The 22,013-nt window shown below is 68.2% G+C and carries 20 protein-coding genes, 1 tRNA gene and 1 pseudogene; 11 read left to right on the top strand and 11 right to left on the bottom strand.

Annotated elements, in window-relative coordinates:
• Positions 1-115 precede the first annotated feature (115 nt).
• On the bottom strand, positions 116-1,057 hold the full coding sequence (locus tag ABH927_RS29185; RefSeq protein WP_370026812.1) for a cobalamin biosynthesis protein: 942 nt from the start codon (positions 1,055-1,057) through the stop codon (positions 116-118).
• Positions 1,058-1,073: 16 nt separating this feature from the next.
• A complete protein-coding gene (locus ABH927_RS29180) occupies positions 1,074-1,889 on the bottom strand; it encodes an aminoglycoside phosphotransferase family protein (RefSeq protein WP_370026811.1) in 816 nt (271 codons plus the stop codon).
• Positions 1,890-2,057: 168 nt separating this feature from the next.
• Here ABH927_RS29180 and ABH927_RS29175 point away from each other — a divergent pair, with 168 nt between their 5' ends.
• Positions 2,058-3,029 (top strand): Gfo/Idh/MocA family protein, encoded by a 972-nt coding sequence (locus ABH927_RS29175; protein ID WP_370026809.1) that lies wholly within the window; start codon positions 2,058-2,060, stop codon positions 3,027-3,029.
• A gap of 282 nt (positions 3,030-3,311) precedes the next feature.
• Positions 3,312-3,821, top strand: a complete 510-nt coding sequence (locus ABH927_RS29170; protein ID WP_370026807.1) for a hypothetical protein — start codon at positions 3,312-3,314, stop codon at positions 3,819-3,821.
• 68 nt (positions 3,822-3,889) lie between these two features.
• On the opposite strand, the gene ABH927_RS29165 is transcribed toward ABH927_RS29170, so the two are convergent.
• The gene (locus tag ABH927_RS29165) at positions 3,890-4,891 is read right to left on the bottom strand and encodes a tyrosine-type recombinase/integrase (protein WP_370026806.1); all 1,002 of its coding nucleotides are present in this window, start codon (positions 4,889-4,891) and stop codon (positions 3,890-3,892) included.
• Positions 4,892-4,986: 95 nt separating this feature from the next.
• Here ABH927_RS29165 and ABH927_RS29160 point away from each other — a divergent pair.
• Positions 4,987-5,060 (top strand) — tRNA-Arg (locus ABH927_RS29160).
• Positions 5,061-5,918: 858 nt separating this feature from the next.
• Positions 5,919-6,065, top strand: coding sequence for a hypothetical protein (locus ABH927_RS29155; RefSeq protein ID WP_370026804.1), 147 nt, complete (start codon positions 5,919-5,921; stop codon positions 6,063-6,065).
• Between the two features lie 222 nt (positions 6,066-6,287).
• Here ABH927_RS29155 and ABH927_RS29150 read toward each other — a convergent pair whose 3' ends face one another.
• Positions 6,288-6,974, bottom strand: coding sequence for a TetR family transcriptional regulator (locus ABH927_RS29150; protein WP_370026802.1), 687 nt, complete (start codon positions 6,972-6,974; stop codon positions 6,288-6,290).
• A gap of 244 nt (positions 6,975-7,218) precedes the next feature.
• On the opposite strand from ABH927_RS29150, the gene ABH927_RS29145 reads away from it, so the two are divergent.
• The 4 genes and pseudogenes from ABH927_RS29145 to ABH927_RS29130 all read left to right on the top strand — a co-directional run bounded on the left by ABH927_RS29145 (position 7,219) and on the right by ABH927_RS29130 (position 12,076).
• Positions 7,219-8,187 carry a zinc-binding alcohol dehydrogenase family protein gene (locus tag ABH927_RS29145; RefSeq protein ID WP_370026801.1) on the top strand — a complete coding sequence of 323 codons (969 nt, stop codon included), beginning with the start codon at positions 7,219-7,221 and terminating at the stop codon, positions 8,185-8,187.
• 262 nt (positions 8,188-8,449) lie between these two features.
• Positions 8,450-8,977, top strand: a complete 528-nt coding sequence (locus ABH927_RS29140; protein WP_370026799.1) for a nuclear transport factor 2 family protein — start codon at positions 8,450-8,452, stop codon at positions 8,975-8,977.
• A gap of 64 nt (positions 8,978-9,041) precedes the next feature.
• The gene (locus ABH927_RS29135) at positions 9,042-10,442 is read left to right on the top strand and encodes an aldehyde dehydrogenase family protein (RefSeq protein WP_370026797.1); all 1,401 of its coding nucleotides are present in this window, start codon (positions 9,042-9,044) and stop codon (positions 10,440-10,442) included.
• Positions 10,443-10,592: 150 nt separating this feature from the next.
• Positions 10,593-12,076, top strand: a pseudogene (locus ABH927_RS29130) (ISL3 family transposase).
• 371 nt (positions 12,077-12,447) lie between these two features.
• On the opposite strand, the gene ABH927_RS29125 reads toward ABH927_RS29130, so the two are convergent.
• On the bottom strand, positions 12,448-14,469 hold the full coding sequence (locus ABH927_RS29125; protein ID WP_370026796.1) for a M60 family metallopeptidase: 2,022 nt from the start codon (positions 14,467-14,469) through the stop codon (positions 12,448-12,450).
• Between the two features lie 792 nt (positions 14,470-15,261).
• On the opposite strand from ABH927_RS29125, the gene ABH927_RS29120 reads away from it, so the two are divergent.
• From ABH927_RS29120 to ABH927_RS29110, 3 genes are all read left to right on the top strand, one after another.
• Entirely contained in the window at positions 15,262-15,540 is a 279-nt protein-coding gene (locus ABH927_RS29120; RefSeq protein ID WP_370026794.1) for a hypothetical protein, read from the top strand.
• Between the two features lie 146 nt (positions 15,541-15,686).
• On the top strand, positions 15,687-16,304 hold the full coding sequence (locus ABH927_RS29115) for a hypothetical protein (protein WP_370026793.1): 618 nt from the start codon (positions 15,687-15,689) through the stop codon (positions 16,302-16,304).
• Positions 16,301-17,320 carry a hypothetical protein gene (locus tag ABH927_RS29110; RefSeq protein ID WP_370026791.1) on the top strand — a complete coding sequence of 340 codons (1,020 nt, stop codon included), beginning with the start codon at positions 16,301-16,303 and terminating at the stop codon, positions 17,318-17,320. The genes ABH927_RS29115 and ABH927_RS29110 overlap by 4 nt, the downstream gene beginning before the upstream one ends.
• Positions 17,321-17,624: 304 nt before the next feature.
• Here the strand turns inward: ABH927_RS29110 and ABH927_RS29105 are convergent, their stop codons facing one another.
• The 6 genes from ABH927_RS29105 to ABH927_RS29080 all read right to left on the bottom strand — a co-directional run bounded on the left by ABH927_RS29105 (position 17,625) and on the right by ABH927_RS29080 (position 21,724).
• On the bottom strand, positions 17,625-17,849 hold the full coding sequence (locus tag ABH927_RS29105) for a hypothetical protein (protein ID WP_370026790.1): 225 nt from the start codon (positions 17,847-17,849) through the stop codon (positions 17,625-17,627).
• A gap of 117 nt (positions 17,850-17,966) precedes the next feature.
• Complete coding sequence (locus ABH927_RS29100; protein WP_370026789.1) at positions 17,967-18,752, bottom strand: GAF and ANTAR domain-containing protein; 786 nt, start codon at positions 18,750-18,752, stop codon at positions 17,967-17,969.
• A gap of 61 nt (positions 18,753-18,813) precedes the next feature.
• Positions 18,814-19,584, bottom strand: a complete 771-nt coding sequence (locus ABH927_RS29095; RefSeq protein ID WP_370026788.1) for a GAF and ANTAR domain-containing protein — start codon at positions 19,582-19,584, stop codon at positions 18,814-18,816.
• A 139-nt stretch (positions 19,585-19,723) separates the two neighbouring features.
• Positions 19,724-20,095, bottom strand: coding sequence for an STAS domain-containing protein (locus ABH927_RS29090; RefSeq protein ID WP_370026787.1), 372 nt, complete (start codon positions 20,093-20,095; stop codon positions 19,724-19,726).
• Positions 20,096-20,700: 605 nt separating this feature from the next.
• Positions 20,701-21,138, bottom strand: a complete 438-nt coding sequence (locus ABH927_RS29085; RefSeq protein WP_370026786.1) for an ATP-binding protein — start codon at positions 21,136-21,138, stop codon at positions 20,701-20,703.
• A gap of 229 nt (positions 21,139-21,367) precedes the next feature.
• Positions 21,368-21,724, bottom strand: coding sequence for a PRC-barrel domain containing protein (locus ABH927_RS29080; RefSeq protein ID WP_370026785.1), 357 nt, complete (start codon positions 21,722-21,724; stop codon positions 21,368-21,370).
• Positions 21,725-22,013: the final 289 nt, after the last annotated feature.

Raw genomic sequence — 22,013 nt, 5'->3', positions numbered from 1 at the left:
CCCACAACCACGCAAACCTACAGCTTCCACACCCACATCACGATCTTCGAGAAGGGACTTGCCTCCCGCCCACGATGCTAAACGCAACGGCGTTGACCAACCCTCTCACGCGTGATCATGCAGTCCTTGACAACCGGACGCCGACCGCGAGCGCCACGGCCGAGAGTGAGACCGCGCGTGCCAGCCGTACGGACCTGCGGATGTCCGCGACCGCCGGACGTGGGCCGTCGCCCAGTTCCGGACGGTGCTCCACCCGGCCGCCATAGTCGTTGGCACCGCCGAGCCGTACGCCGAGGGCCCCCGCGAAGGCGGCCTCGCACCGCCCGGAGTTGGGGCTCGGGTGACGATGGCCATCGCGGCGGAGCATGGCTAACGCGCGGCGCGGGGATCCGCCCACGGCGGGCGCGAAGGCGACGGTGAGCAGGCCGGTTAGCCGGGCCGGCACGAAATTGGCCACGTCGTCGAGCCGGGCCGACGCCCATCCGAACCGCTCATATCGCGGCGACCGGTGGCCGACCATGGCGTCCAGCGTGTTGATCGCGCGATAGGCCAGCAGGCCGGGAACGCCGGCGACCGCGCCCCAGAAGAGCGGGGCGACGACGGCGTCGGAGGTGTTCTCGCCGATCGACTCGACGGTCGCCCTGGCCAGCTCAGCGGCGTCCAGGCCGGCGGGATCGCGGCCGCACAGGTGCGGCAGCCGCTCGCGGGCGGCCGTTAGGTCCCCCTCCTCCAGGGTTCGGGCCATGTACGCGCCCTCCCGGGCCAGGGTCGTCCCGCCGAGGACGGCCCAGGTCGCGGCGGCGGTGACGGCCGTCCGGGCGGCCGGGCGCGAACGGGTCAGCCGGTCGGCGAGGACGCCGACGCCGGCGGCGGTGCCGACGCATAAGGCGGAGAAGGCCACCCCGCGGCGGCGCGAGTCCCGATATATCCGCTTTTCTAGGGCGGCCACCCGGCTGCCGAACACGGCCACGGGATGACCTCGCCTCGGGTCCCCTGCCACGGCGTCGATCGCCGCCCCGAGAAGAATCCCCGCCGCGGTCGCCCTTCCCTTGATCACCCGGGCATTCTGCCACTCAGATCAGGTGGGAGTGGAGGGAGTCCTCGTGGGCGTCGAGCCACGCGGCCGCCCTTCTGATCCGCTGGCCGGCTCCTCCGGCCCACAGGGCGGCCCAGCCTCCCCCGTGGGTCTCCGCTCTCGTGCGCATGGCCGTATAAGAGCGGCCGAACCTGATCCGGGCCACCTCCAGCAGCCGCAGCCTGTCCCTCCGGCCCAGGCCGTACGCGTCGGAGAAGAGCCGCAGGCGTGCCCCGGCGTCCAGATGGCGCTGGAGCGGGTCGCGGTCGAGCGGGTCGGCTATCGGCGCCCAGTGCCGCAGCGTCGTGACCACGTCGAAGAGCCGTGTGGTCGGCCTGGCCATGTCGAAGTCGATCAGAGCGTACGGCACCGGCCGCGACGCTCGTGGGTCCTCGCGGAAGACGACGTTCTCGGGGGTGACGTCGCAGTGGCCGATCAACTCGGGCTCGTCGTCCGGGGCGGACCCGCTCTCCCAGATCGCACCCGGCGGCGGGGTGAAGGTCGCCGCCGCGTCGTGGAACCGCCGCAGCAGACGGGCGAGCGCGACCAGCGTCTCGTCGCTGACGGCGTACCGGGGCAGGGGGCGCGTCGGCACCTCGCCCTCGACGAACGTCAGGATCTCCCGGTCGAGCCCGTCAATGCCGACGACGCGCGGAGCGCCCTCGAACCCGGCCGCCTCCAGGTGCCTGAGCAGTGCGTGCACGGAGGGTGAAGAGGCCCGCATGGGGCGCCTGACCGTGCCGCCTACCCGCACGACTCCCTCAGTGACATCACCGGTGAGGGGGATCTCAGAGGGGGCCGTGCGCGCGAACATAGCCATCTACCTTAGTGGTCACGACCTCGCCCGGAGCCTGACCTGCGCCAGGATGGCATGCCGGGAGAAGGAGCCAGAAGTACGGGTTGACGCGAGCCACAGGCGTCGGCTGCGAGCGCCGTAGATCGATGAATGCCAGGTTCATGGCGGACCCTTAGGATGATCGGCGTGCGAATCGGTACGCTCGGCGCCGCCCGGATCACCCCCGCCGCCCTTGTGAGGCCCGCCCGGCTCGTTCCCGGTGTCGAGGTCGCCGCGGTCGCCGCCAGAGACCGGTCACGGGCCGCCGCCTTCGCGGCGAAGCATGGCATCCCGGTCGTGCACGACTCCTACGAGGCGCTGGTAGCCGACCCGTCGATCGACGCCGTCTACAACCCGCTGCCGAACGCTCTGCACGCCGAGTGGACCCTGCGGGCTCTGGAGGCCGGCAAGCACGTCCTGTGCGAGAAGCCGTTCGCGTCCAACGAGGCGGAGGCCCGTACGGTCGCCGAGGCCACGGACAAGTCCGGCCTTGTCGTGATGGAGGCATTCCACTACCGGTATCACCCGCTGGCCGAGCGGATGCTCTCGATCGTCGGCGACCTGGGCGAGATCCAGGAGATCGAGACGTGGCTGTGCTTCCCGCTCCCCCGCTTCTCCGACATCCGATACTCGCTGCCGCTCGCCGGCGGAGCGCTCATGGACGCCGGGTGCTACGCCGTACATTGCGCGCGCCTGCTCGGCGGAGGTGAGCCCACCGTCGTGTCGGCGCGAGCCCTTCTCCGCTCGCCAGGCGTTGACCGCGCGATGGCGGCCGCGCTGGAGTTCCCCTCGGGTGCGTCCGGCCGGGTCCACGCCTCGATGTGGTCGTCGCGGTTACTCAAGATCGCCGCCCGGGTCACCGGCTCGCGTGGCGAGATGCGGGTCCTGAACTTCATCGCCCCGCAGATCTTCCACCGCCTGTCGTACACGGTCGACGGCGTCACGCGGCGGGAGCGGGTCGCGGGCGACGCCACGTACACCTACCAGTTGAGGGCGTTCGCGTCAGCCGTACAGACCGGAGACGGCAACCTCACCCCGCCGTCGGACTCGATCGCCAACATGGCCGTCATCGACGAGATCTACCGCAAGGCCGGCTTGTCCCCACGAGGCACCGTCTGAGGCCCCTCCCGGAAACCGGGTGTGTACTCACTCGTAGGATCATGCGGAATCAGGCACGAGCGGCCTGTACGGAGTTGGGATCTTTAGACGGGCCGGAGGCTTCGTATCCACAAGATGGCCCCGCGTACGCACAGAACCTAGGGCTCGTAGCAAATGCGGCCGGCGGCCCGGTCACGACGATGAGCGCCACGAGCTCACACCCCTGTGAGGTACTCCCCCCATCTGGTGTCCGTTGTTCCGTCCCGTCTATGCGGTTGCGGCCCCCCTGTCATGATGCCGGGCGTGGATACCTCCGACATGACAGCCGCAGCCTACGAGGTCCATCGCCGCTGGCGTGCCCGGGAGGCGCCTGACGGAGAGTTCATCATGTTCGCCGATGGTTCGCTGTCAGTGATGCGCCTCATGCGCTTCTCCCCACCAGGTCAGCTCAACGATCTACAGGCCGAGCGATGGCAGTGGGTCGAGGTCCTACGAGCCACCGCGTGGAAGGCCAACGATTGGGTGGAAGTCGATTCCGTGCTCGCCTCGTGCACCTACGCCAAGGGTCGTGCCTTGGCAGGAGAGTCAGCCAACCACGGCAGCATCGGCTGGGTCGCTCTGACGCGAGACGATGACGAAGGCACCTTGGAATGGGTCGCGGTCTCCAGCGAGGCCAATCCGTTCGCCGAGGTCGCCCTGAATGAGACCACTGTGACGGCCATCAGTACCGCAGGCCGTACGTGGGCCTTCCCCCGAAATGCGCCTCAACAGGTGAGGATCACTGAAGACCCGGCTTACCCCTGGTGCCGCTGAACAAACGCAGCGCCATTGGCGCTCAAACTGCGGACCGACCACGTCACCAAGATCAACCGCTCCACCGGCTAGATCCGGTCACCTGGCGACAGCCGGGCGTGCGCGTCCCGCGCCCGGCGCTGGGCCGTCGCCATGGTGTAGCGGCGGACCATCTCCAGCGAGGTCCAGCCGCCCACGTGCATCAGGTCGATCGGGTCGCCCCCCGCGTCCAAGAACGAGGTCGCCATGGTCGTGCGGAAGCGGTGCGTGTAGACGCCGGAGATGCCGGCCTCCTTGGCTCGCCGCTTCAGCATCTGCAGGATGCCGGTCGTTGTCAGGCGGCGGTCGCCACCGGCCGCGGTGATGCCACGCTCGGGCAGCCACAGCCACGGCGAGTCGGCGTGCTTGTGCCGCGCCCGGGCGCGGAGGTAGCGATCGATGGCGGCAGCCGTCTTGCGCCCGATCGGGGCCATGTGCATCCGGCCGCCCTTGAGACGTATCCGCAGAACGTGCTGGGACAGGAACACGTCGGTGAGCTCGTCGTCCTCGGGGTGGTAGTGCAGCCCCGCCAGGCCGGAGCCTCGCATGCCGTTGTCGAGCAGGATCCGCATAATGGCCGTGTCGCGGCGGTCGATGAAGGTGGTGCCGGAGCACGTCTTGAGCATGAGCTTGAGCTCGTCCTCACTGAGGGGCTCGACCGGCTGGGTGACCACGTTGGGCGGCGCGACGTTGGCCATCGGGGAGGGGCCGTCGAGCTCTTCTTCGTCTACGAGCCAGTTGAACAGGACGCGGAGGTTGCGGAAGTGCTTGTGCGCGTCGCCCGCGCTGCGAGCCCGGGTGTCCCCGCAGGGGCAGGGCTTGATGCGCTTGTCGTCGAGCCAGCAGCCGTGCAGGCGCGCGGCCAGAAAGGCGCGCACGTGCTTGGCCTCAATCTTGTCGAGCTGTCCGGGCATGTCATGCTGGGCGAGATAGGCGATCAGAAGTCGCGCGGAATGGACGTAGCTCGTGATGGTGCCAGCGGCGAGCTTCTCGCCTTCGAGGGCCAGCTTCCACGAGGGGATGAGGTCTCGGAGGAGTGGGGATCTACCCATGGGGAAAGCTCCAAATCCGATGCTGTTTCATCGGTGTGCGGCTATGCTACCTTAGGCCAAGGTCAGCAACCCCGCTGGTCAACTCCCCAAATCAAGCGCCCTTAGCTCAGCCGGATAGAGCATCGGACTTCTAATCCGACGGTCGGGGGTTCGAATCCCTCAGGGCGCGCTCACGATCATGCCGGCCCCGAAGACGATCAATGGAAGATCAAAACCGAACACCTCCCAGGCTTCGCCCCCTTTCCATGGCACGCTGACCGTCAAGAACACCCAAGGGCGCCCGGGCGGACAAGTAGGGCGAAAGGTGACAATCCGCGCCAGAACTCGGCAACCAGCGGACGAACAATCCGTAGGGCTGGTTCGACTGCTCGACCCCCGATACGTCGCGGTCAACTGGGCGCATGTCTCGTACAGCTCACGGTTGAACAGGGGCGGCGAAGGTGTCTCGACCGCGGTGGAGATCAAGGCCGTGACCGCGAGGCTTCCGGCGAGGGGGAAAAGATCACGTCTTCGCATGAACGCATCCAAGGACTTGAGGAGTGCCTCCACTCTGAGCGATGAGTCCTCATCCCGCATGCCGGCCCACCGCGTGGACGTCTGGGTGGAGCTCGGCCCCCAGGGATGGCATTTCCGCTGGTGGACAGGCCGAATATCCGATCAGCGGCTCAGGGAGTACACCTCCTGTCCGGGCTCGGCGGCCGAGACGGCGGCACGCCGAATCGGCTGCCGCGTGCGTCAGATGAGACAGGCACCCTCACTCAGCGTCCTGGGCCGCCTGGAGATGGCCGCCGAACTGGCGGTCGCGGCGCAGGATGCAGATCCGCCTTAGGGCCAGGCAAGGACACGTCCTCCGGCGGGCAGGAGCGCGCGGCATGACAACGAGACTCCTGGGCTGGGGCGTATGCGAGGGCCTTGGAGGTCGAGCGCCAGGCGCGTGGGCCGCTGGTGTACGTGCGCGATCCGGCCGATGCCTCGCACGGGTTCGTCCGGGTGAGCCTTCCCCCGGTGGACCCGCTTCCTGGCCGCGGTGAAGTCGGGACAGTTCATCCCGCAGCGGGAAGGCGATGAGATCACCATCACCATCGGCGACCTGTGGAATACCGGGATCGTCACCAGCTCCCCCTCCCTCGTGACCACACCCCACACCTGGGAGCTCTTCGTCAAGCTCGACTGAGTGAAAGGAGCCTCACCATGGTTTTGTTCGTGAGAGTTGACCGCGCTTGCTCGTCGAGTGTGACCGCGGTCGTGTCCCGGTGAATTCGTTGTTCCTGAGGTTGACCGCACGGTGTGGCCCACGGTGAAATGCCGGATGCGGTTCGTGATAAAGGAGCGCCTCCATGCCCCCTTCGAAGGTTGAGCTCTACGCCGCGATCCGCCGGGGGCGGTTTCGCGGTGTTCAAAGGCTGGGAATTCGGGCTGAGCGTTGCTGGGGATGGGCCATTCCGTCGATCAGAGCGGTGGTCAGGCGGGTGAGGGTGGGTTCGAAGTCGATGCCGATGTGCGCCATGGAGGGCTCTTCGGCGTAGAGGCGGGTGAGGGTTTCGGCGGGGTGGCCTGCCTGCCACAGCGATGCGGTCATCGCGATGATCCCGATGATCACGTCGCCGGCCTGGGCCTTGTCGAGTGTGCTGGCTGCGGTGATGGCGTCGGTAAGGGCTCCCACAGCGACGATGGCGACGCTCTTGAAGGCGTGTACACGCTCGTAGGAGACCTCGCGTTCGAGGCTCAGGGTGACGTGGGTGAGCAGGTCGCAGAAGAGCGGGCGCTCGGCGAGCGAGGCCGTGAGGATGCCGGCCAGTTCGGTCGAGGCGACTCGCTGGAGGCCTGCCAGGCGCACGGCGATGTCCTGGGACCAGTCGGCGTACCCCTCCTCGGCGAGGGCGAGCAGGATCTCTTCGCGCGAGGCGTAGTAGCGGCGTACGGCTGAGGCGTGGACGCCGGCCTGGGTGGCAATCGCGGTCAGGGTGACCGCGCGGATGCCGTCCCGGGCACCGAGGGTACGGGCCGCTTCCATGAGGTCGGCGGCCCGCTGCTGCTTATGGCGGCGAGAGTAGGCCCGCTGAAAGGTGCTGGCTTCTGACATGCGGCAACAGTACAACGCAATGCCATTGCGCTGTACAACGCAATGGCATTGCGTTACTGTCAGGTGTCGGCGGCGCGAGAACTGCACGGAGCCAACGCCCGCAGGGCGCGCCGAGCACGGACGCGGCTCTCTGCCGGGCGGGCCGCAGGCCCAGCGGCCTCTTCGCGGGCGCCCGGCGACCGCCCCGGCCTGGGGCGGGTGATCACACCCGCAGAGTACGAAGCAGGAGTTTTCAATGCATGCGATGACCATCAGTGAGTTCGGTGGACCCGGGGTCCTGGTTCCGGTTGAGCAGCCCGACCCGAAGCCGGGCCCGGGACAGATCACCATCGACACCAGCCACGCCGCGGTCGGCCTGGTCGACGTCCTGTTTCGCCGCGGCGACATGGCCGGCCGGGCCGGATACCCCCAGCCGCCTTTCGTGCCCGGTCTGGAGGTCGCCGGAACCGTCCGTGAACTGGGCGACGGCGTCACCGAATTCCAGATCGGCGAACCGGTCGTGACGCTCTCCCAGATGTCACTGGGCGGATACGCCACGGTGACCCTGGCCGACGTTGCCATGACCGTGTCCCTCAAGGGCAGCGGTGTAGACCCGGCTCAGGCTGTCGCGGTCCTGCCGAATGCGACCACGGCGTATCTGGCGCTCACCCGCGTGGCACACCTGCGCAAGGGGGAGAAGGTGCTGGTGCACGGCGCGGCGGGCGGCCTGGCCGCCGCCTTCCCCGCGGTCGCCCGCTCACTGGGCGCTTCGCACATCACAGGTACCGTCTCCTCGCAGGCCAGGATCGCTGACACCACACACCTGGACTACGACGAGGTGTTCACCAGTGACCAGTTCGTGAAGGCCCTGGAAGGCCGCCCGGTCGATGTCGTCGTCGACCCGGTCGGCGGCCAGGTACGCACCGCCACCCTCGACGTCCTGGCGCCGCTCGGCCGCATCCTGCTCCTCGGCCACGCCGCCCGCGACCTGGACATCCCGCTCACCGGCGACGAACTGTGGATCAGGAACGCGGGCATGCTCGGCTTCGCCGTAGGTCCCTACCTCCAGGACAACCCCTCCGCCGCACGGCCGGCGGTCGAGCAGGTCGTCTCCCTCCTCGCGGCGGGCCGGCTGACCCAGCGCGTCGACGAACTCCCGCTCACCGACGCGGCAGAGGCACACCGCCGGCTGGAGGCACGCGAGGTACCCGGCCGCATCGTCCTGGCCGTCTGACCATCAGGCACACGCGAATAATCCGCTGGCGGGGAGTCGGCGTACCCTTCCGCAGCCGGGCGACCGCCGGGCCAGTCCCCTTCGCGGCCTGGCAACGAATCGTGGCGCGCACGAAACCGGCCAGGAACGCCGAACAGTGCGCGTTGAACGCGGACCGCTGTGATCGCGGCCTGTCGGCGCCGGCGGCTCACGCCAACGGCTGCGGATGGCTAACGTGACGGCCGCGCGCTCAGACGCCCATCACAAGAAAGGATAACGAGTCATGACCGTGGAATCCGATGTCCGCTATGTGCTGGACCGGATTGCGATCCAGGATGTGATCGCCCGGTATGGCCTGGGACAGGACCTGCATCAGGGCGACAACGAGGACCAGGACATGCTGGCCCAGTGGGCGGAGGTCTTCGCCCCGGACGCCGTGATTGATGCCTCCGACGTGGGGCTGAGTGCCGAGATCGGCCTGGAAGAGTACGTCGACTTCATGCGTGGCAAGGACCGCAGAGGCGACCAGGGGCTGGGCCGGCTGTTCGGCCTGTGGCAGCACCGTGAGGGCTACGCGACGGTCACGCTCGACGGCGATACCGCGACCGCGATTTCGCCCTTCTTCCACACCCATGAGACGCGGGACGGCAACGCCAACGTCATTCACACCGGCCTGTGGCACGACCGCCTGGAACGGCGCCCGCAAGGGTGGCGGATCGTTCACCGCCGCCTGGAGGACGGCTTCTTCAACACCCTCCCCCGCATCGACAACCCGCACGACCTGGTCGAGCACGACCCCGCGAGCCGATAACCGGAACCAGCCCCGGCCCAAGGGACGCACCCGGGCCCGCGCGAAACAGTAAGGAAGCACAACCATGAAATCCGTCAGTCAGCACTTCATCAACGGCCGTTTCGTCGATTCGCACGGCCAGGACACCGTCGACATCCACAATCCCGCGACCGGTGAACTCATCGGACGCTCGACGCTTGGCGACGCCGTGGACGCCGAACGGGCCATCGCCGCGGCCAAGACCGCCTTCCCCGCCTGGTCCACGACCAGCCTGGACGAACGCAGGCAGTACCTGCAGCGCATCGCCGACGCGCTGACCGAGCGCATGGACGACTTGGTCGCGATGACCGTCGCCGAATACGGTGCCCCTGCTTTCTTCGCCGGCTACATCGACGGCCAGGCTCGCGACTTCTTCGTCCTCGTCCAGGACCTCCTCAAGCCGGAAACCTTTGAGGAGACCAACGGAAACGCCACCATCACCAAGGTGCCGGTCGGCGTGGCCGGCCTGCTCACCCCGTGGAACGGAAACCCCTGGTTCGTCTGCGGCAAGACCGCATCCGCGCTCGCCGCCGGCTGCACCGTGGTCATCAAGCCCAGCGAACTGAGCCCGCTCGAGGCGCAGATCCTCATGGAGTGCTTCGAGAAGGCCGCCCTGCCGCCTGGTGTCATCAACGTCGTCATCGGCCCCGGCGCCACCGTCGGCAACACGATCACTCGCAGCCCCGACGTGCAGAAGATCTCCTTCACCGGCTCGACCCGGATCGGCAAGCAGATCAACCACGACGCGACCGAGACCATGAAGCGGGTCACGCTGGAACTCGGGGGCAAGTCACCGACCATCGTGCTCGACGACGCCGACATGGAGGACGCGATCGGGTTCGCGCTTGGGGCCGGCCTGATGAACACCGGACAGGCCTGCATCGCCGGAACCCGCATCCTCGTCCCCGAGAGCCGCCTCGACGAGGCAAAGACCGCGATCAAGGCAGGCGTCGAGGTTCTCAAGATCGGCGACCAGATCCAGCCCATGGTGTCCGCCGGACACTACGAACGAGTCCAGAGCTACATCCGCAAGGGCATCGAAGAGGGTGCCGAGGTACTCGTCGGCGGCGAGGGCAAGCCCGCGGGCTTCGAGGCCGGCAACTACGTGAAGCCCACCGTCTTCACCAACGTCACCAACGACATGACCATCGCTCAGGAAGAGATCTTCGGCCCCGTCCTGTCGGTCATCACCTACCGCAACGACGACGAGGCGGTCGCCATCGCCAACGACGTCGAATACGGACTCCATGCCTACGTCTATGGCCAGGACCAGGAACGCGCCCGCAAGGTCGCCAACCGCATCCTTGCCGGCCGGGTGATGATCAATCAGATCGTAGACGACCCCACCAGCCCCTTCGGAGGCTTCAAGATGTCCGGCTTCGGCCGCGAATTCGGCATCCACGGCCTCCAGGCCTACCTCGAAACCCGCACCGTCTACGCCAGCTGAAACCGGCACACCGGCGTTGGTCACACTCCTCGGCAAGCGGCTTTGTGACGGGAGTGTCAACTTTTCGGCTCTGTCCTGTAATCGGTGGTGGCGTTGGGTGATCATCTGCCAGCTTGGGGTGTGCTGAAGATCAACGATCTGGTGGGCGTGGTGTTCTCGGGGCTGTCTGACCTGGTCATTGAGGATGTGGTGGACGAGAACGACCTCATTCGGGTCATGGCCCGCACTCGGGATGAGCCTGTGCCCTGCCCGGTGTGCGGGGTGCTGACCAGCCGTGTGCACGGCTTCTACGGCCGGACGGTCACGGACGTCCCGATCGACGGGCGGACAGTGGTGGTATCGGTGACAGTACGACGCCTGGTCTGCCCGACGCTGGGGTGCCCACGGCAGACGTTCCGTGAACAGGTTCCAGGGCTGCTGGAGCGCTACCAGCGCCGCACCAACCGGCTCACCGGCCAACTGGGAGCGGTGGCCAGAGAGCTCGCGGGCCGGGCGGGCGCTCGCCTGTCACAGGCACTGGACGTCGCGATCTCGAGGTCCACCGCGCTGCGGCTGCTCATGCGGTTGCCGCTGCCGCCACCGCGGGTCCCCCGAGTGCTCGGGGTCGATGACTTCGCTCTCAAACGGCGCCACCGATACGCCACCATCCTCACCGACGCCGAAACCGGCGAGCGCATCGACGTTCTCCCCGGCCGTGGCGCCGACGCCCTTGAGGCGTGGCTGCGTGCCCACCCCGGAGTGGAGATCGTCTGCCGGGACGGGTCGGGTGCCTACGGCGAGGCGATCCGCAGGGCGTTGCCCCACGCGACACAGGTCAGCGACAGATGGCACGTGTGGAAAACCTCTGTGACAAGACCCTCGCTGAGGTCCGCTCCCACAGCTCCTGCTGGGCCACGGTCAACCCGGCTCGGCCCGCATGTGTCCGGGAGCAGACCACCCGCGAACGCCGGCAGCAGATCCACGACCTGCTGGACAAGGGCGTTGGCCTGCTGGAATGCGCACGCCGTCTCAATCTGTCCCTGAACACCGTCAAGCGCTACGCCCGCACCCGTGAGCCCGAGGCCCTGCGCCGCGCTCCACGCTACCGGCCCACCCTCGTCGATCCTTACCGCGATCACCTGCGGGAGCGGCGCGCCGCCGAGCCGGCCGTCCCGGTCCTCCAGCTGTTCCACGAGATCAAGGAACTCGGGTACACGGGCAGCCTCAACCTGCTCTACCGCTACATCACCCAAGGCCGAGCCGAGGGCGATCGGCCCGTCATCACACTGCTCACCCGCCCCGACAGGCTACGTGAGGCCGACACCGCGTTGCTGCAGGAACTCGCCCTTACGTGCCCCGAACTGGCCGAGCTCGCTCACCTGGTCCGTACCTTCGCGGAACTCCTCACCCCGGCCGCGGGCAACGACGCCAAGCTCGCCGCCTGGCTCACCGACGCCCGGGCCGCTAACCTGCCCCACCTGCACGGTTTCGTCAACGGCCTCGAGCTCGACCGCGAGGCTGTGAATGCCGGCATCACCTTGCCACATCACAACGGCCGGACCGAAGGCGTCAACACGCGAACGAAGAGAATCATGCGGCAGATGCACGGCCGGGCTGGGTTCGACCTCCTGCGCCACCGCATCCTGCTGCAATGAAGATCACTCAGCGCCACCACCGATTACGGGACAGAGCCGATGTTGTTGTTCTGCCAGTCCCATGCTCTTGATGAGTCCGTCAAAATCGTCGAAGAGCATGCTCGCCGTCGGATAGATGGTGTGATGTACGCCCGCCTACTCCGGCACCATCAGAGATGACGCCCAGACCTTTCGGCAAAGGCTGCGTCGGCTGGCGTACCTGACCGCTCAGCCCGACGGCGCGGAGGTTCTCCACAGGATCTTGATCATCTCGCGCGTTCGTGGCCGCGCCGCGTTGGCCACGCTCCTTCTGCCGGTCGAGTTCGTCCAGCACCGCGCCCCGACGCCTGAACGCGGGAAGCCCGGCGGCGGGGCCGCCGGGCCCGGGCGGGTCACGTATAGGGGCGGATCTTGGTCAGGTCGGTGTCGGGCTTGGGCAGGGCCAGGGCGCGGACGGCGTCCCAGATGTCCGTTTCGCTCTCCTTGAGCAGGCCCCAGTCGGCGAAGAATCCGGTGAGGTCGCGGCCGGCGGCGGTGCAGGCCGAGACCACGAACCACTTCTTGCGCTCGTAGGTGCTCGTCGTGTTCCCGTGCACGGCGCGGACGTGCTTGTGCCAGGCGGGCAGGAAACCCGGCCCGAGGCCGAGCCGCAACTGCTCGAAGATCGCCTGAGGATCGGAGTCGCCCGCCCCGAATTTCTTCTCCGAACGGGGCAGGGCCAGGTATTTCTGGGTGCCGGGCCAGCGTCCCGGGAATTCGTCGGTGCGCTCGTTGTGGAATTTCTGGTTGACGGCCAGCGCGTAGAGGTTGACCGAGATCTCGGTGATTCCCTCGGGGTCGCCGTAGGTGGTGTCCTGCTGGAAGTGATGGCCGTATTCGTGCAGCATGACCCAGGAGTTGCGGGCTGCCTCGGAAAGCAGCGCGTTCATGAAGTAGCCGGGCTGATCCTCGTGCGGGAGGCCGATGTACCCCGACGCCGCGTGTGGGGGCGCGGCACTGCTCGTCTCCACCGCGTACAGCCGCAGCGTGGGCGGCGCGTGGACCGGGGTGCTGCCGTCCATGCCGCTGACCGCCTCGGAGATGGCGACGACGTCGTGGTGCGCGGCGAGTGTGGCGGCCGGGTCGCCGTCCTTGTAGCGGCGGGCGGTGGGCAGCAGTGCGGCGATGACGACGCGTTCGCTGACCATCTCGACCTCGGGGGCCGTCGTCTTGTCCAGCATGACGCGCCACTGGGCGGCGGTCGTCTTCCCCTGTACGTGGTAGGGGATGGACCGCGCGGTGCCGCCCAGGAGCAGCCACGCCGGTTCGCCTTCGCCGGTGGGGGTGGTGCGGCGTAGGTGGATGATGCCGCCGTGCGGATCGGTGATCTTGTTGATGCCGGGTTTGAGTGCGGTCACGCGCAGGCCGGGGGCGAACTGCTTGGGGTCGTCCCGGTTCGCCATTCCCGGGGCGCCGACCAGCACTTCCAGTCCCGGCGCGTGGCCGTAGACGGTGATGGAGACCTCCTGGCCGGCCGGCGCGAAGTAGCCGGTCGGCTGATAATCGGCGAACGGGAAGCCGAGCTGGAGCCGCACCTCCTCGTCGCCGGCGCCGACGCACGGCGCGAGGGCGAGGAGCCGCGGCTGCGGGAAGTCGATCGTCGCCTCGACGGCGTCGTACACGCGGCCGCCGAGGTGGACCCGCAGGCGCAGCGTGTTCGCGTCCCACTTGTAGTCGGCGGGCACGTTGGGGTTCGACATCGTGCCGTCGGCGGTGAAGTCGCCGATGCTCGCCCAGTTGCCGTCTGGCCACTGCGCCTGCAGGTTCGCCCCCTGCGGCCCGCCCCGCGCGGTCACCTGCAGCTTCCCGTCGGCGGCCCGCACCGCCGAGACCGCGGTCAGCGGCGGGCGTACCCGGACGTCCACCGAGGGGGTGAAGGTGAGGCCGGGCTTGAAGACGCGCAGCCGCAGGACGTCGGTGCTCACCTGGTAATTGGAGGGCACGTTGGGGTTCGACATCGTGCCGTCGGCGTTGAAGTCGCCGATGCTCGCCCAGTTGCCGTCTGGCCACTGCGCCTGCAGGTTCGCCCCCTGCGGCCCACCCCGCGCGGTCACCTCCAGTCTGCCCGCCGCCGTCCAGACGGCGGTCACGACCAGTGCCGGCCGCACAGTGAACTGCCGGTAGCCGGAGGCGTCGCCATACTTGAAGGCGCGCAGGCGCACCGTGTCGCGCGCCCACTGGCGGTCGTGCGGCACGTCCTTGTTGAGCACGCTTCCGTCGGCGGTGAAGTCGCCGATGCTCCCCCAGTTGCCGTCCGGCCACTGCGCCTGCAGGTTTCCCCCCACCGGACCGCCCCGCGCGGTCACCCAGAGCCTCCGGTCGTCGGTCCAGGCCGCCCATGCCTCGTCGAGGTGTGCCTGCGTTTCATCGGCCACAGAAATTCATCGCCCCTCCGTCGGGAATAAAGGAAATGCCCGGCCCCCGGACCGGCCTTTTGCCGTTCCCATTCCGGGCCCGACCGGTGCATTCGGAGCCTAACCCAGAGAAAATATCGAAACAAGGAAGCAATTTAGGGCCTCGACAATTCGGCGCACCCCAAACAGAATCAAAGTGGCCGTTCCGCGCGGCCCGGAAAGCCGGACACCGCTCAGGGGCGGGACGCGTCGCCGCTTTCGGGTACGCGCCGCGCGCACGCCGCCGTGTCCGTCGTCTTGGCCGGGCGGCGCCGAAGCCTGGCGCCGCCCGGGGCTGCGCCAGGCTTCGGATCAGGCGAAGAGGGCTGCGTAAGTCGCCGACACCGCCCTGGCCTCATGACGTCCCGATTGCCGCAGGTCAAGGCGTCAGCTTCTGGCACGGTCCCGGCGGCTTCCACCGGTTCGCCGACCGGGACCGGATTGGTGGCTTGCGTTGCTTCGACGCACTGACCTGGGGCGGGATGGTCAGGGAGACCGGACAGAAGAAGAAGCATCGTTCTGTCGGGTTACCGGCTCTGATGGCGGCTGGGGACACATTCGGGAGCGGAGAGCCCTTCCGGTCCGCCTGATATTGGCTGGTCTCCTCGGTCTCAGCTCACCCGGGGATTCGTCCCGGAAAGGTCCCGAAACTCAAGGTCTCGACAGGGTTTTTCGGGATGAGTCTCGGGACGGCGGCTCCTGCGAAAGATGACGGCAGGGGTAGCGTCGGCCGGATGTCCCGGAAACGACAATTTGTTGGATTTCATACCCGAGGTGGCTCCCACCGCGCCGCCCCGCCCAGCGGGCAGCCGAAAGGAGGAAACCAAGATTTGCGACGACGAGGTCCTGGACTTCTACCTCGGCACCCACCGCCCCCGCTGGCTGGTCACCACCCCCCTTGAGGTGTCGCTGTTCATCTCCCACTGGGTCCTCGCCGCGCTGTTCCTACGGTTGGCAGCCATCGAAGAAAGGATTGCTGGCGCGATCCCAGGACGGGAGCTGATCGGCGCTGATAGCGACCGATTGGCTACATATGGTATTTCTTTGGGGTGACGCCGACGCGTGGAGCCTCCGTTCCTGAGACGCCGACCGCTGAAGGCGACGATGACCCACTCCTTGCGCCCAGCGGTCCCGGTGACCGCGCACGTAATCCGCTCAGTAGTCGCAGCTACGTAGTCCGACGGTTGGTGGCAGCCATTATGTCGAGCCTGGCGGGCGCGCTCTCCATAGCTGTGCTGCTCAGCGGCGGCGACGGCCTGCTTCTGTCGGTGCTGGCCTGGATCGTAGCGGTTGTTGGGTGCGTCGTCGCTCTGGCTCAGGTGCGTCTTTTCTGGATGGTCCTAGGTATGGACCCGGTCGTCACCGGGCGATTCCAGGTCGAGGAGCGATGGGCATCGGTCCCGTTGCTCACCGACGAGGACCTGCGAGAGTTGCTCGGTGAGGGGGCGAACTCCCGGGCCGACGAGGCGTCCGGCGTCCGATCGCTGTTTGTGGACGGCAACCGGGTGGGGTCCGTCCTGGTCGCTCGTGCGCCTTCGCCGGGCGCGGCCCGTCGGTACGTCCGCCGGCAGGCCCGATGGTCAGTCGACCGTGGTGTCGGCGTGGCCCCGACCGGACTCGGCGATGCCGCCGTCTACACCGTGGATCTGGCCCTGCGGGGCGTCAAGGTCGCGGCCGGGACGAACGTCTTGTGCGTCAGCGCGACCGCGGATGTCGCGACCGCGTCGATACCCGTCTGGCAGGCCGTCGCGCACCGGGCGCTCGATCGGCTGACCGCCTGCGGGTCTTCACCGGAGGCGCAGGTGGCGGTGCGATGACCTTCGTCGGCTCCAGCGCGGGCCTGTGCGCCGCCGCCGAGCGCGAAGTCCCGTTCATGGTCTTCGTATACGACGCCGGCCTGGTCTTCGCCCGGCCGACATGGGGAACCCTGACGGCGACCGCTCGGGACACCGCGGTGCTCAGTGGTGCCGCTGACCTGGCGTTGTCCGTGCTTTCGCTTGTTGCGCCGCTCAACGCCAGCGGTGCGGCGATCGGGCGTGGCCGAGTCCTGCGGTTGATGCGCCAGATCCGCGCGGCGCATGTCCGCTTCCGCGGCCGTGCTGCGGCGACACCATTGCCGGATCTGGCGGCAGAGCTCGCAGCCGCGGGCTGGCGGGCGATCGAACTGCCGGCCGGGGAGATCGCCGGGTGGAGCTTCGAGCAGGCCGCGGGCCGCCGCCCCGGGCGGGTGGACATCTACGATCGACAGGGCCGGCGGTACTCGCTGAGTGGATCGGCTGGCTCCCTGGGGTCGTTCGCACAGCTGCTGCGCGGCTACCCCGCTAACGCGCCGGCCGCCCCGCTGCCAACGACGACCAGCGTCGCCCAGGCCCTGCCGATGGTGGCATCGGTGCCGCCGCCGCGCCGCGCCCGTGCCGTCCTCGCCGCCGTGGTCCTCGCCGCGCTGGTCGGGACGCTCGTGGGCCGGTACGCTCTGCCCGCCATGCCTCGTGGCGCCCGGATGGTGGTCCGCCTCTGCGGGTCGAGCGCCGCCGATCGCGCGATACCGACCTGTGGCGACCATCCGGTCAGCAAGGAGGGGCGGGAGCGGGTCATCGATGCCCTGCGGCGGGGGGCCACGGTCTATGTGGTCGGTCCGCAGGACACCTCCGATGTCCTGGTGGCGGTCCTCGCCGATCCGAATCACACGTGGTCGCGGCTGCAGGCTGCCCTGACCGGCATGCCGGGGGTAGCCGCGGTTCTGCCGGCCTGCGACGGAGGTCCGTATCCAACGGCCGAAATCCGGGGTGGGTGTGTCGATCCATACGCGACTCCGGACTGGGTCTTCAATTGAGCGACGTCCCACCGGCCCGGCCGATCCACGCGCTCGCTCATGAGGATCTGCTGATCTTCTGCAAGCCGGCCGCCGGTGTAGCCGAAATCGCACATCCCGGGGACGGGGCGTCGCGGTGAGGACGGCACGGGCCCGACAGCGACACCGCACGCCTGACCAGCGGATATTGCTTAACGCGGGGGCGGCCACGGCTATATCCGTGTAGGCATGGGACCGCATGCCGGTGGCGTTCAGCGCGTCTGAGCTGCCCTGACACGGCCGCTCCGGGAACCGGCGTGCCCCCGGCCCGCCGCTTGGGGCAGTGCTATTCCTGATCAAGCTGACCGATCGCGATGGTGATGGGTTGATCTCGCGTGGCGAGTTCACCCGGCTGAAGCAAAGAGCGCCGGCGCCGTTCTACGGTGGCGAGGTGATGTTCGGCGCGCTCGGTCGGCCCTGCATCGACATCCGCGCCTTCCAGCGGTATCTCGTGGGCAAGGGCCTGAAATACATCGACGGGGAAGTCGAGGCGTTCCTGCGCAACGTTCATCCGGACCTGGGCCTGGCCGCGGCTCACTCATCGCGGGCGTCTGGCTTGGTCGGGATGTCGTGCGCGGCCGGGGAACTGGGAGGTGCCGGAAGAGCGGGTGGCGGGGGTTGTGGGCGCTCAGATGCGGGGGCCGTCCTCGGTCGTGCGGTGCTGGGTTTGCAGGAGGTCGGTCAGGAGCGGGTCTTGGTTGATCACCTGGGCGGCGACTGCGGACAGGTGCTGGTTGTGGCTGCGGGCGTAGCTGCGCATCGCGGTGAAGGCGTCGGCCACGCTGATCTGGGCGCGTTCGGCCAGCATGCCCTTGGCCTGTTCGATGATGACCCGGTTGTTGAGGGCGTACTGCAGCTGTTCGGTGACCAGTTGGTGCTGGCGCAGGGTGCGTTCATGGGTGATGCCGATGGTGGCCACGTCGGCCAGGGCTTGGGCGACCGCGCTGGTCTGGTCCGGCGGGACGCCGGGGGTGTGGCTGAACAGGTTCATCGCGCCCAGGGTCTGATCGCGCAGCCGCAGCGGGAAGGCTTGGACCGCGGCGTAGCCGGCGCGTTGGGCGGCCTCGGCGAAGCGCGGCCATGGCTGCCGCTCGGCGGTCAGGTCGGCGCAGGTGACGATCTGCCCGCTGCTGTAGCAGTCCAGGCAGGGGCCTTCCTCGGTCTGCAGCTGGAACAGCTCCAGCAGGCGTACCTGGTCGCTGGAGGCCGCCACCAGGGTGAGCGAGCCGCGCTCATCGGCCAGCAGGATGCCGGCGGCGTCGACGTCCAGGAGCCTCACGCATCGTTCGGCGAGCATCTGCAGGAAGTCGATGACATCGAAGTCGACGACCAGGGTGTCGGCAAGCTCGACGAAGGTTTGGACGATCTTTCGGTCGAGCATCTGCCTCACCTCGGGGTCAGCGTAATCAAGCATGGCATACCGCACCTTGGCAGTGCCGGTGGATGGGGATCTGTCGCGATCGGCGCGCGGTGCGTCATTCGGGCTCCACGGGGAAGCGCAGGCGTCGGGCTACGACGTCGGCGGCGACCTGCAGCAGGCTACGGTCGGCGGCGAAGGCGTGGGCGCGCAACTGGACGAACGCGGTGCGCAGGTCGACGCCCGACTGGACGGCGATCATGCCGGTGGCCTGGTGCACCTGCGCCCAGTGTTCGCCGGTGCCGCGCTCCAGGCTCGCGCCGTCGATCAGGGCCCCGTCGATCAGGCTGGCGTGGGTTGCGGGCATGCCGGAAAGCGCCCCATTGGCGCCGTGACTGTGCTGGATGTGCACGAGCAGGGCGATATGGGCGAAGGTGAGCGCGTCGGCCAGGTCGTCGGGGCTCAGCCAGCCCGCGCGAGCCCGGCTGATCTCCAGCACGCCGACTGAGATCGCGCCCAGCATCATCGGCAGAGCGAACAGCGCTTGGGCTCCTGCCTCGAGGGCGGCGGGGGCGAAGACCGGCCAGCGGCGCAACGTTTCCGGGTCGGCCAGATCGGGCGCCAGGACGGGCCGCTGATCGGCCAGCGCGGTAATGGCGGGGCCTTCGCCGACGGTGGCGTGGGCTTCCATCACCTGGTAGGCGGCCGGGCTACTGGCACACAGCGGCTCATACCCCATGGGCGGCCCGGTCAGGGCCACAGCGACCCCGTGAGCATCAAGCGTCCGCGCGCACGTGTGGCACACCGTCTCCACGCTCACCGGCCTGCCCTGGGCTTGGGCGTCGGCGATGATCGATTCCCACACAGCAGCCGGGCGCTGCGTGCTCATCGACCCTCACCATCTGAGCCCGGGTGACGCTCGCCGGGCAGGTCCCGGCTGATCCGCATGCGGCTGGGCTTCATCCAAGCACATCGGCTCCGGCCTAACGCATGCTCTGTTCGGTCTGGTTCCTTTGCTCGGTGGCCGGTCACCCGGCTGGGCCGGCCGTGACGCGCTCGCGTTCGTCGGCCAGGACGTAGGTGGGGGGCATGTCGGTGACAAGTTGTGTGCGCAGCCCTAGCAGAGCGACCAGGCGCGCAACAGGACGGTTGACGCCGCGTAGCCCGAACCAGCCGCCGGCTTCGAAGAAACGTTGGGTGCTGAGCAGCATCAGCCGCAGTCCGGCGGCATCGCAGAATCTCAGCTCGGCCACGTCCATGATGATGTGCTGGTGCCCTTCGGCGCGCAGCCGGTCCAGGGCCCGTTCCAGTTGCGGGCGAGACAGAGCGTCCAGTTCGCCTGCCACCGACAGCACGCTGCAGCCGAGATGGTGCACGGTGCGGATGACAAGGTTGGTCATGTAGCCCACTTTCGGCAGGCAACACATGAAGATCCGACACGAGAGTGGACGGCCTGGCCGTCGACGCAGAAGGTCCACCGGCAGGGCGACGAAGCCCGCATCACCTCGGCACCGCGGGGTCTGGACGGCACGAAGATCGCAAAGTGCGCAATCCCCAGATGGTGCGAAGGACGAAAAGGGAAAAAACCCCTCTCCTCTTTTAGAGTAAGTCCTCCCGGGGCCAGAGCCAAGAGCGCACCTGCCCGAATACGCGGCCGGCGCACCGCTGCGCGCAGCCCAAGCCCGAGAGGGCAGACACCCCGCCGCGGGTAAGGCCGAGGGCAGGGATGTAAATCTGCTCCAACGGTGGCTGCGCGCCCGGGTGATGACCAGCCGGACACAGTGCCGGCACCGCAGGGGCCGGCTTTGCGGCGCCCGCAGTTGGGCTGCGGGGTCGGGCTCACGCGGGCGAGCAGGTGACGGCGGACCTACCCCATGATCCAATCGAGTGCCTCATGGCGGCGGCCATCGAATCGGGTGGCCTGACGCCACACTTCCACCAGCGCCTCGGCGCTGGCTCGCTCCTAGCACGCCATCGCCCTACGGGGGTGCTCCGCCGCGGCAGTTCACCGCCGCCCTCGCCTTGGGGACCAGAGCGCTGTGGCCAGCAAAGCTCGTGCCGAGCGCATAGCGCGGCGCATGCGTAGCCGTACGCGTGAGCGGCCATCCAGGCGGGTGATGGTGGCTTCGTCGCAGACCTGGTCCATCACCCACAGGCCCAGCCCGTTGCGGCCAGGCACGGGCCGTTGCTGGGGGAAGGCGTCGGGGGCGAGCTGGCCGACATCATCGAAGATGTCGACGCTGAGGAACTCCTCGTCGGCCCAGATCCGCACCTGTCCGCGGCCGCGGGCGTGTTCCAGGACGTTGGTGGCGGCTTCGCTGGCCGCCAGCACGAGGTCCTCGCGTTGCCGATCCGACAGTCCCGCCCAGCGGGCGGAACCGTCGACGAGCTCGCGAAGACGGCCCAGGTCGTCGCTGACCGGCCAGGTAGCGAGCTCGCCCACGTCCATCGACCCCCAATTGGTGCCGGTTCGGCTGAGTGACAGGGCGGCAACCCGCGTCCGCACTCGATGGCCGGCAGAGCCTGTAGCAGCGTCCCGTCACCTGCCTGGGGCCCAGCCGTGTGCCCCCTGCGCATCCCACAGGCTCCCTTTGTAGATGCCCTGCCGCGCGGTGAGCCCTGAAGCTTGGGCAGAGCCCGACCGCGCGCAAGGGGATGCGGCTGGTCAGGTGTTATCTGGGGTCGCCGGGCAGCCGGCCGTAGTAGCCGCCGACCTGGTCGCGGTAACCGGCTTCCTTGTAGTTGTCCTTGTCGAACTCGGGCGCGTCCTTGATCTCGGCCTTGGTGCGCGCGAGGTGGACCTTGCGCTCCTGCGGGTCGATCCTGGTCACCGTACTGGCGGGCAGGACCCGCTTCTTACCGAAGATCCACGGGCCGGTGTCGACCACGACGTAGCTGTCGCCGACCACATTGCTGGCCTCATCGACCGAGCCGATGGAGCCGTCGGTGGCCTGGACGTCGAAGCCGACGATGTCCAGGCTGTCGTCGCCGTAGACGCCGGAGTCGTAGGACCACATATCGTTTGACACGAATTCCTCCTGCTGAAGGTGAAGAACAAGACTCACCCACCCTGCCCCGTCCCCTACCGCTAAACACCACTCGCCCGGCAGCGGTGGCCTTCCATCTGCTCAGATCGGCGTGCTGAAGATCCAGGTCGAGGGGCTGGGGCCTTCAGCCCTGGCCCCACCCCAGGTAACGACCGAATGACGCGCCCGTCGGACATGATCCGCTGGAAACGGCGTTGGACATGCGTTCGGCCGACACTCTCAGGCCTCGAAGTCATTGCCGACCATCACTCGCGCTAGCGAGAGGATGTTC

This window comes from Planotetraspora sp. GP83 (genome assembly GCF_041262585.1).
GTDB lineage: Bacteria > Actinomycetota > Actinomycetes > Streptosporangiales > Streptosporangiaceae > JAOEGB01.
Note: the sequence above shows the minus strand (reverse complement) of the source record. Positions and strands in the feature narration are given on the sequence as shown.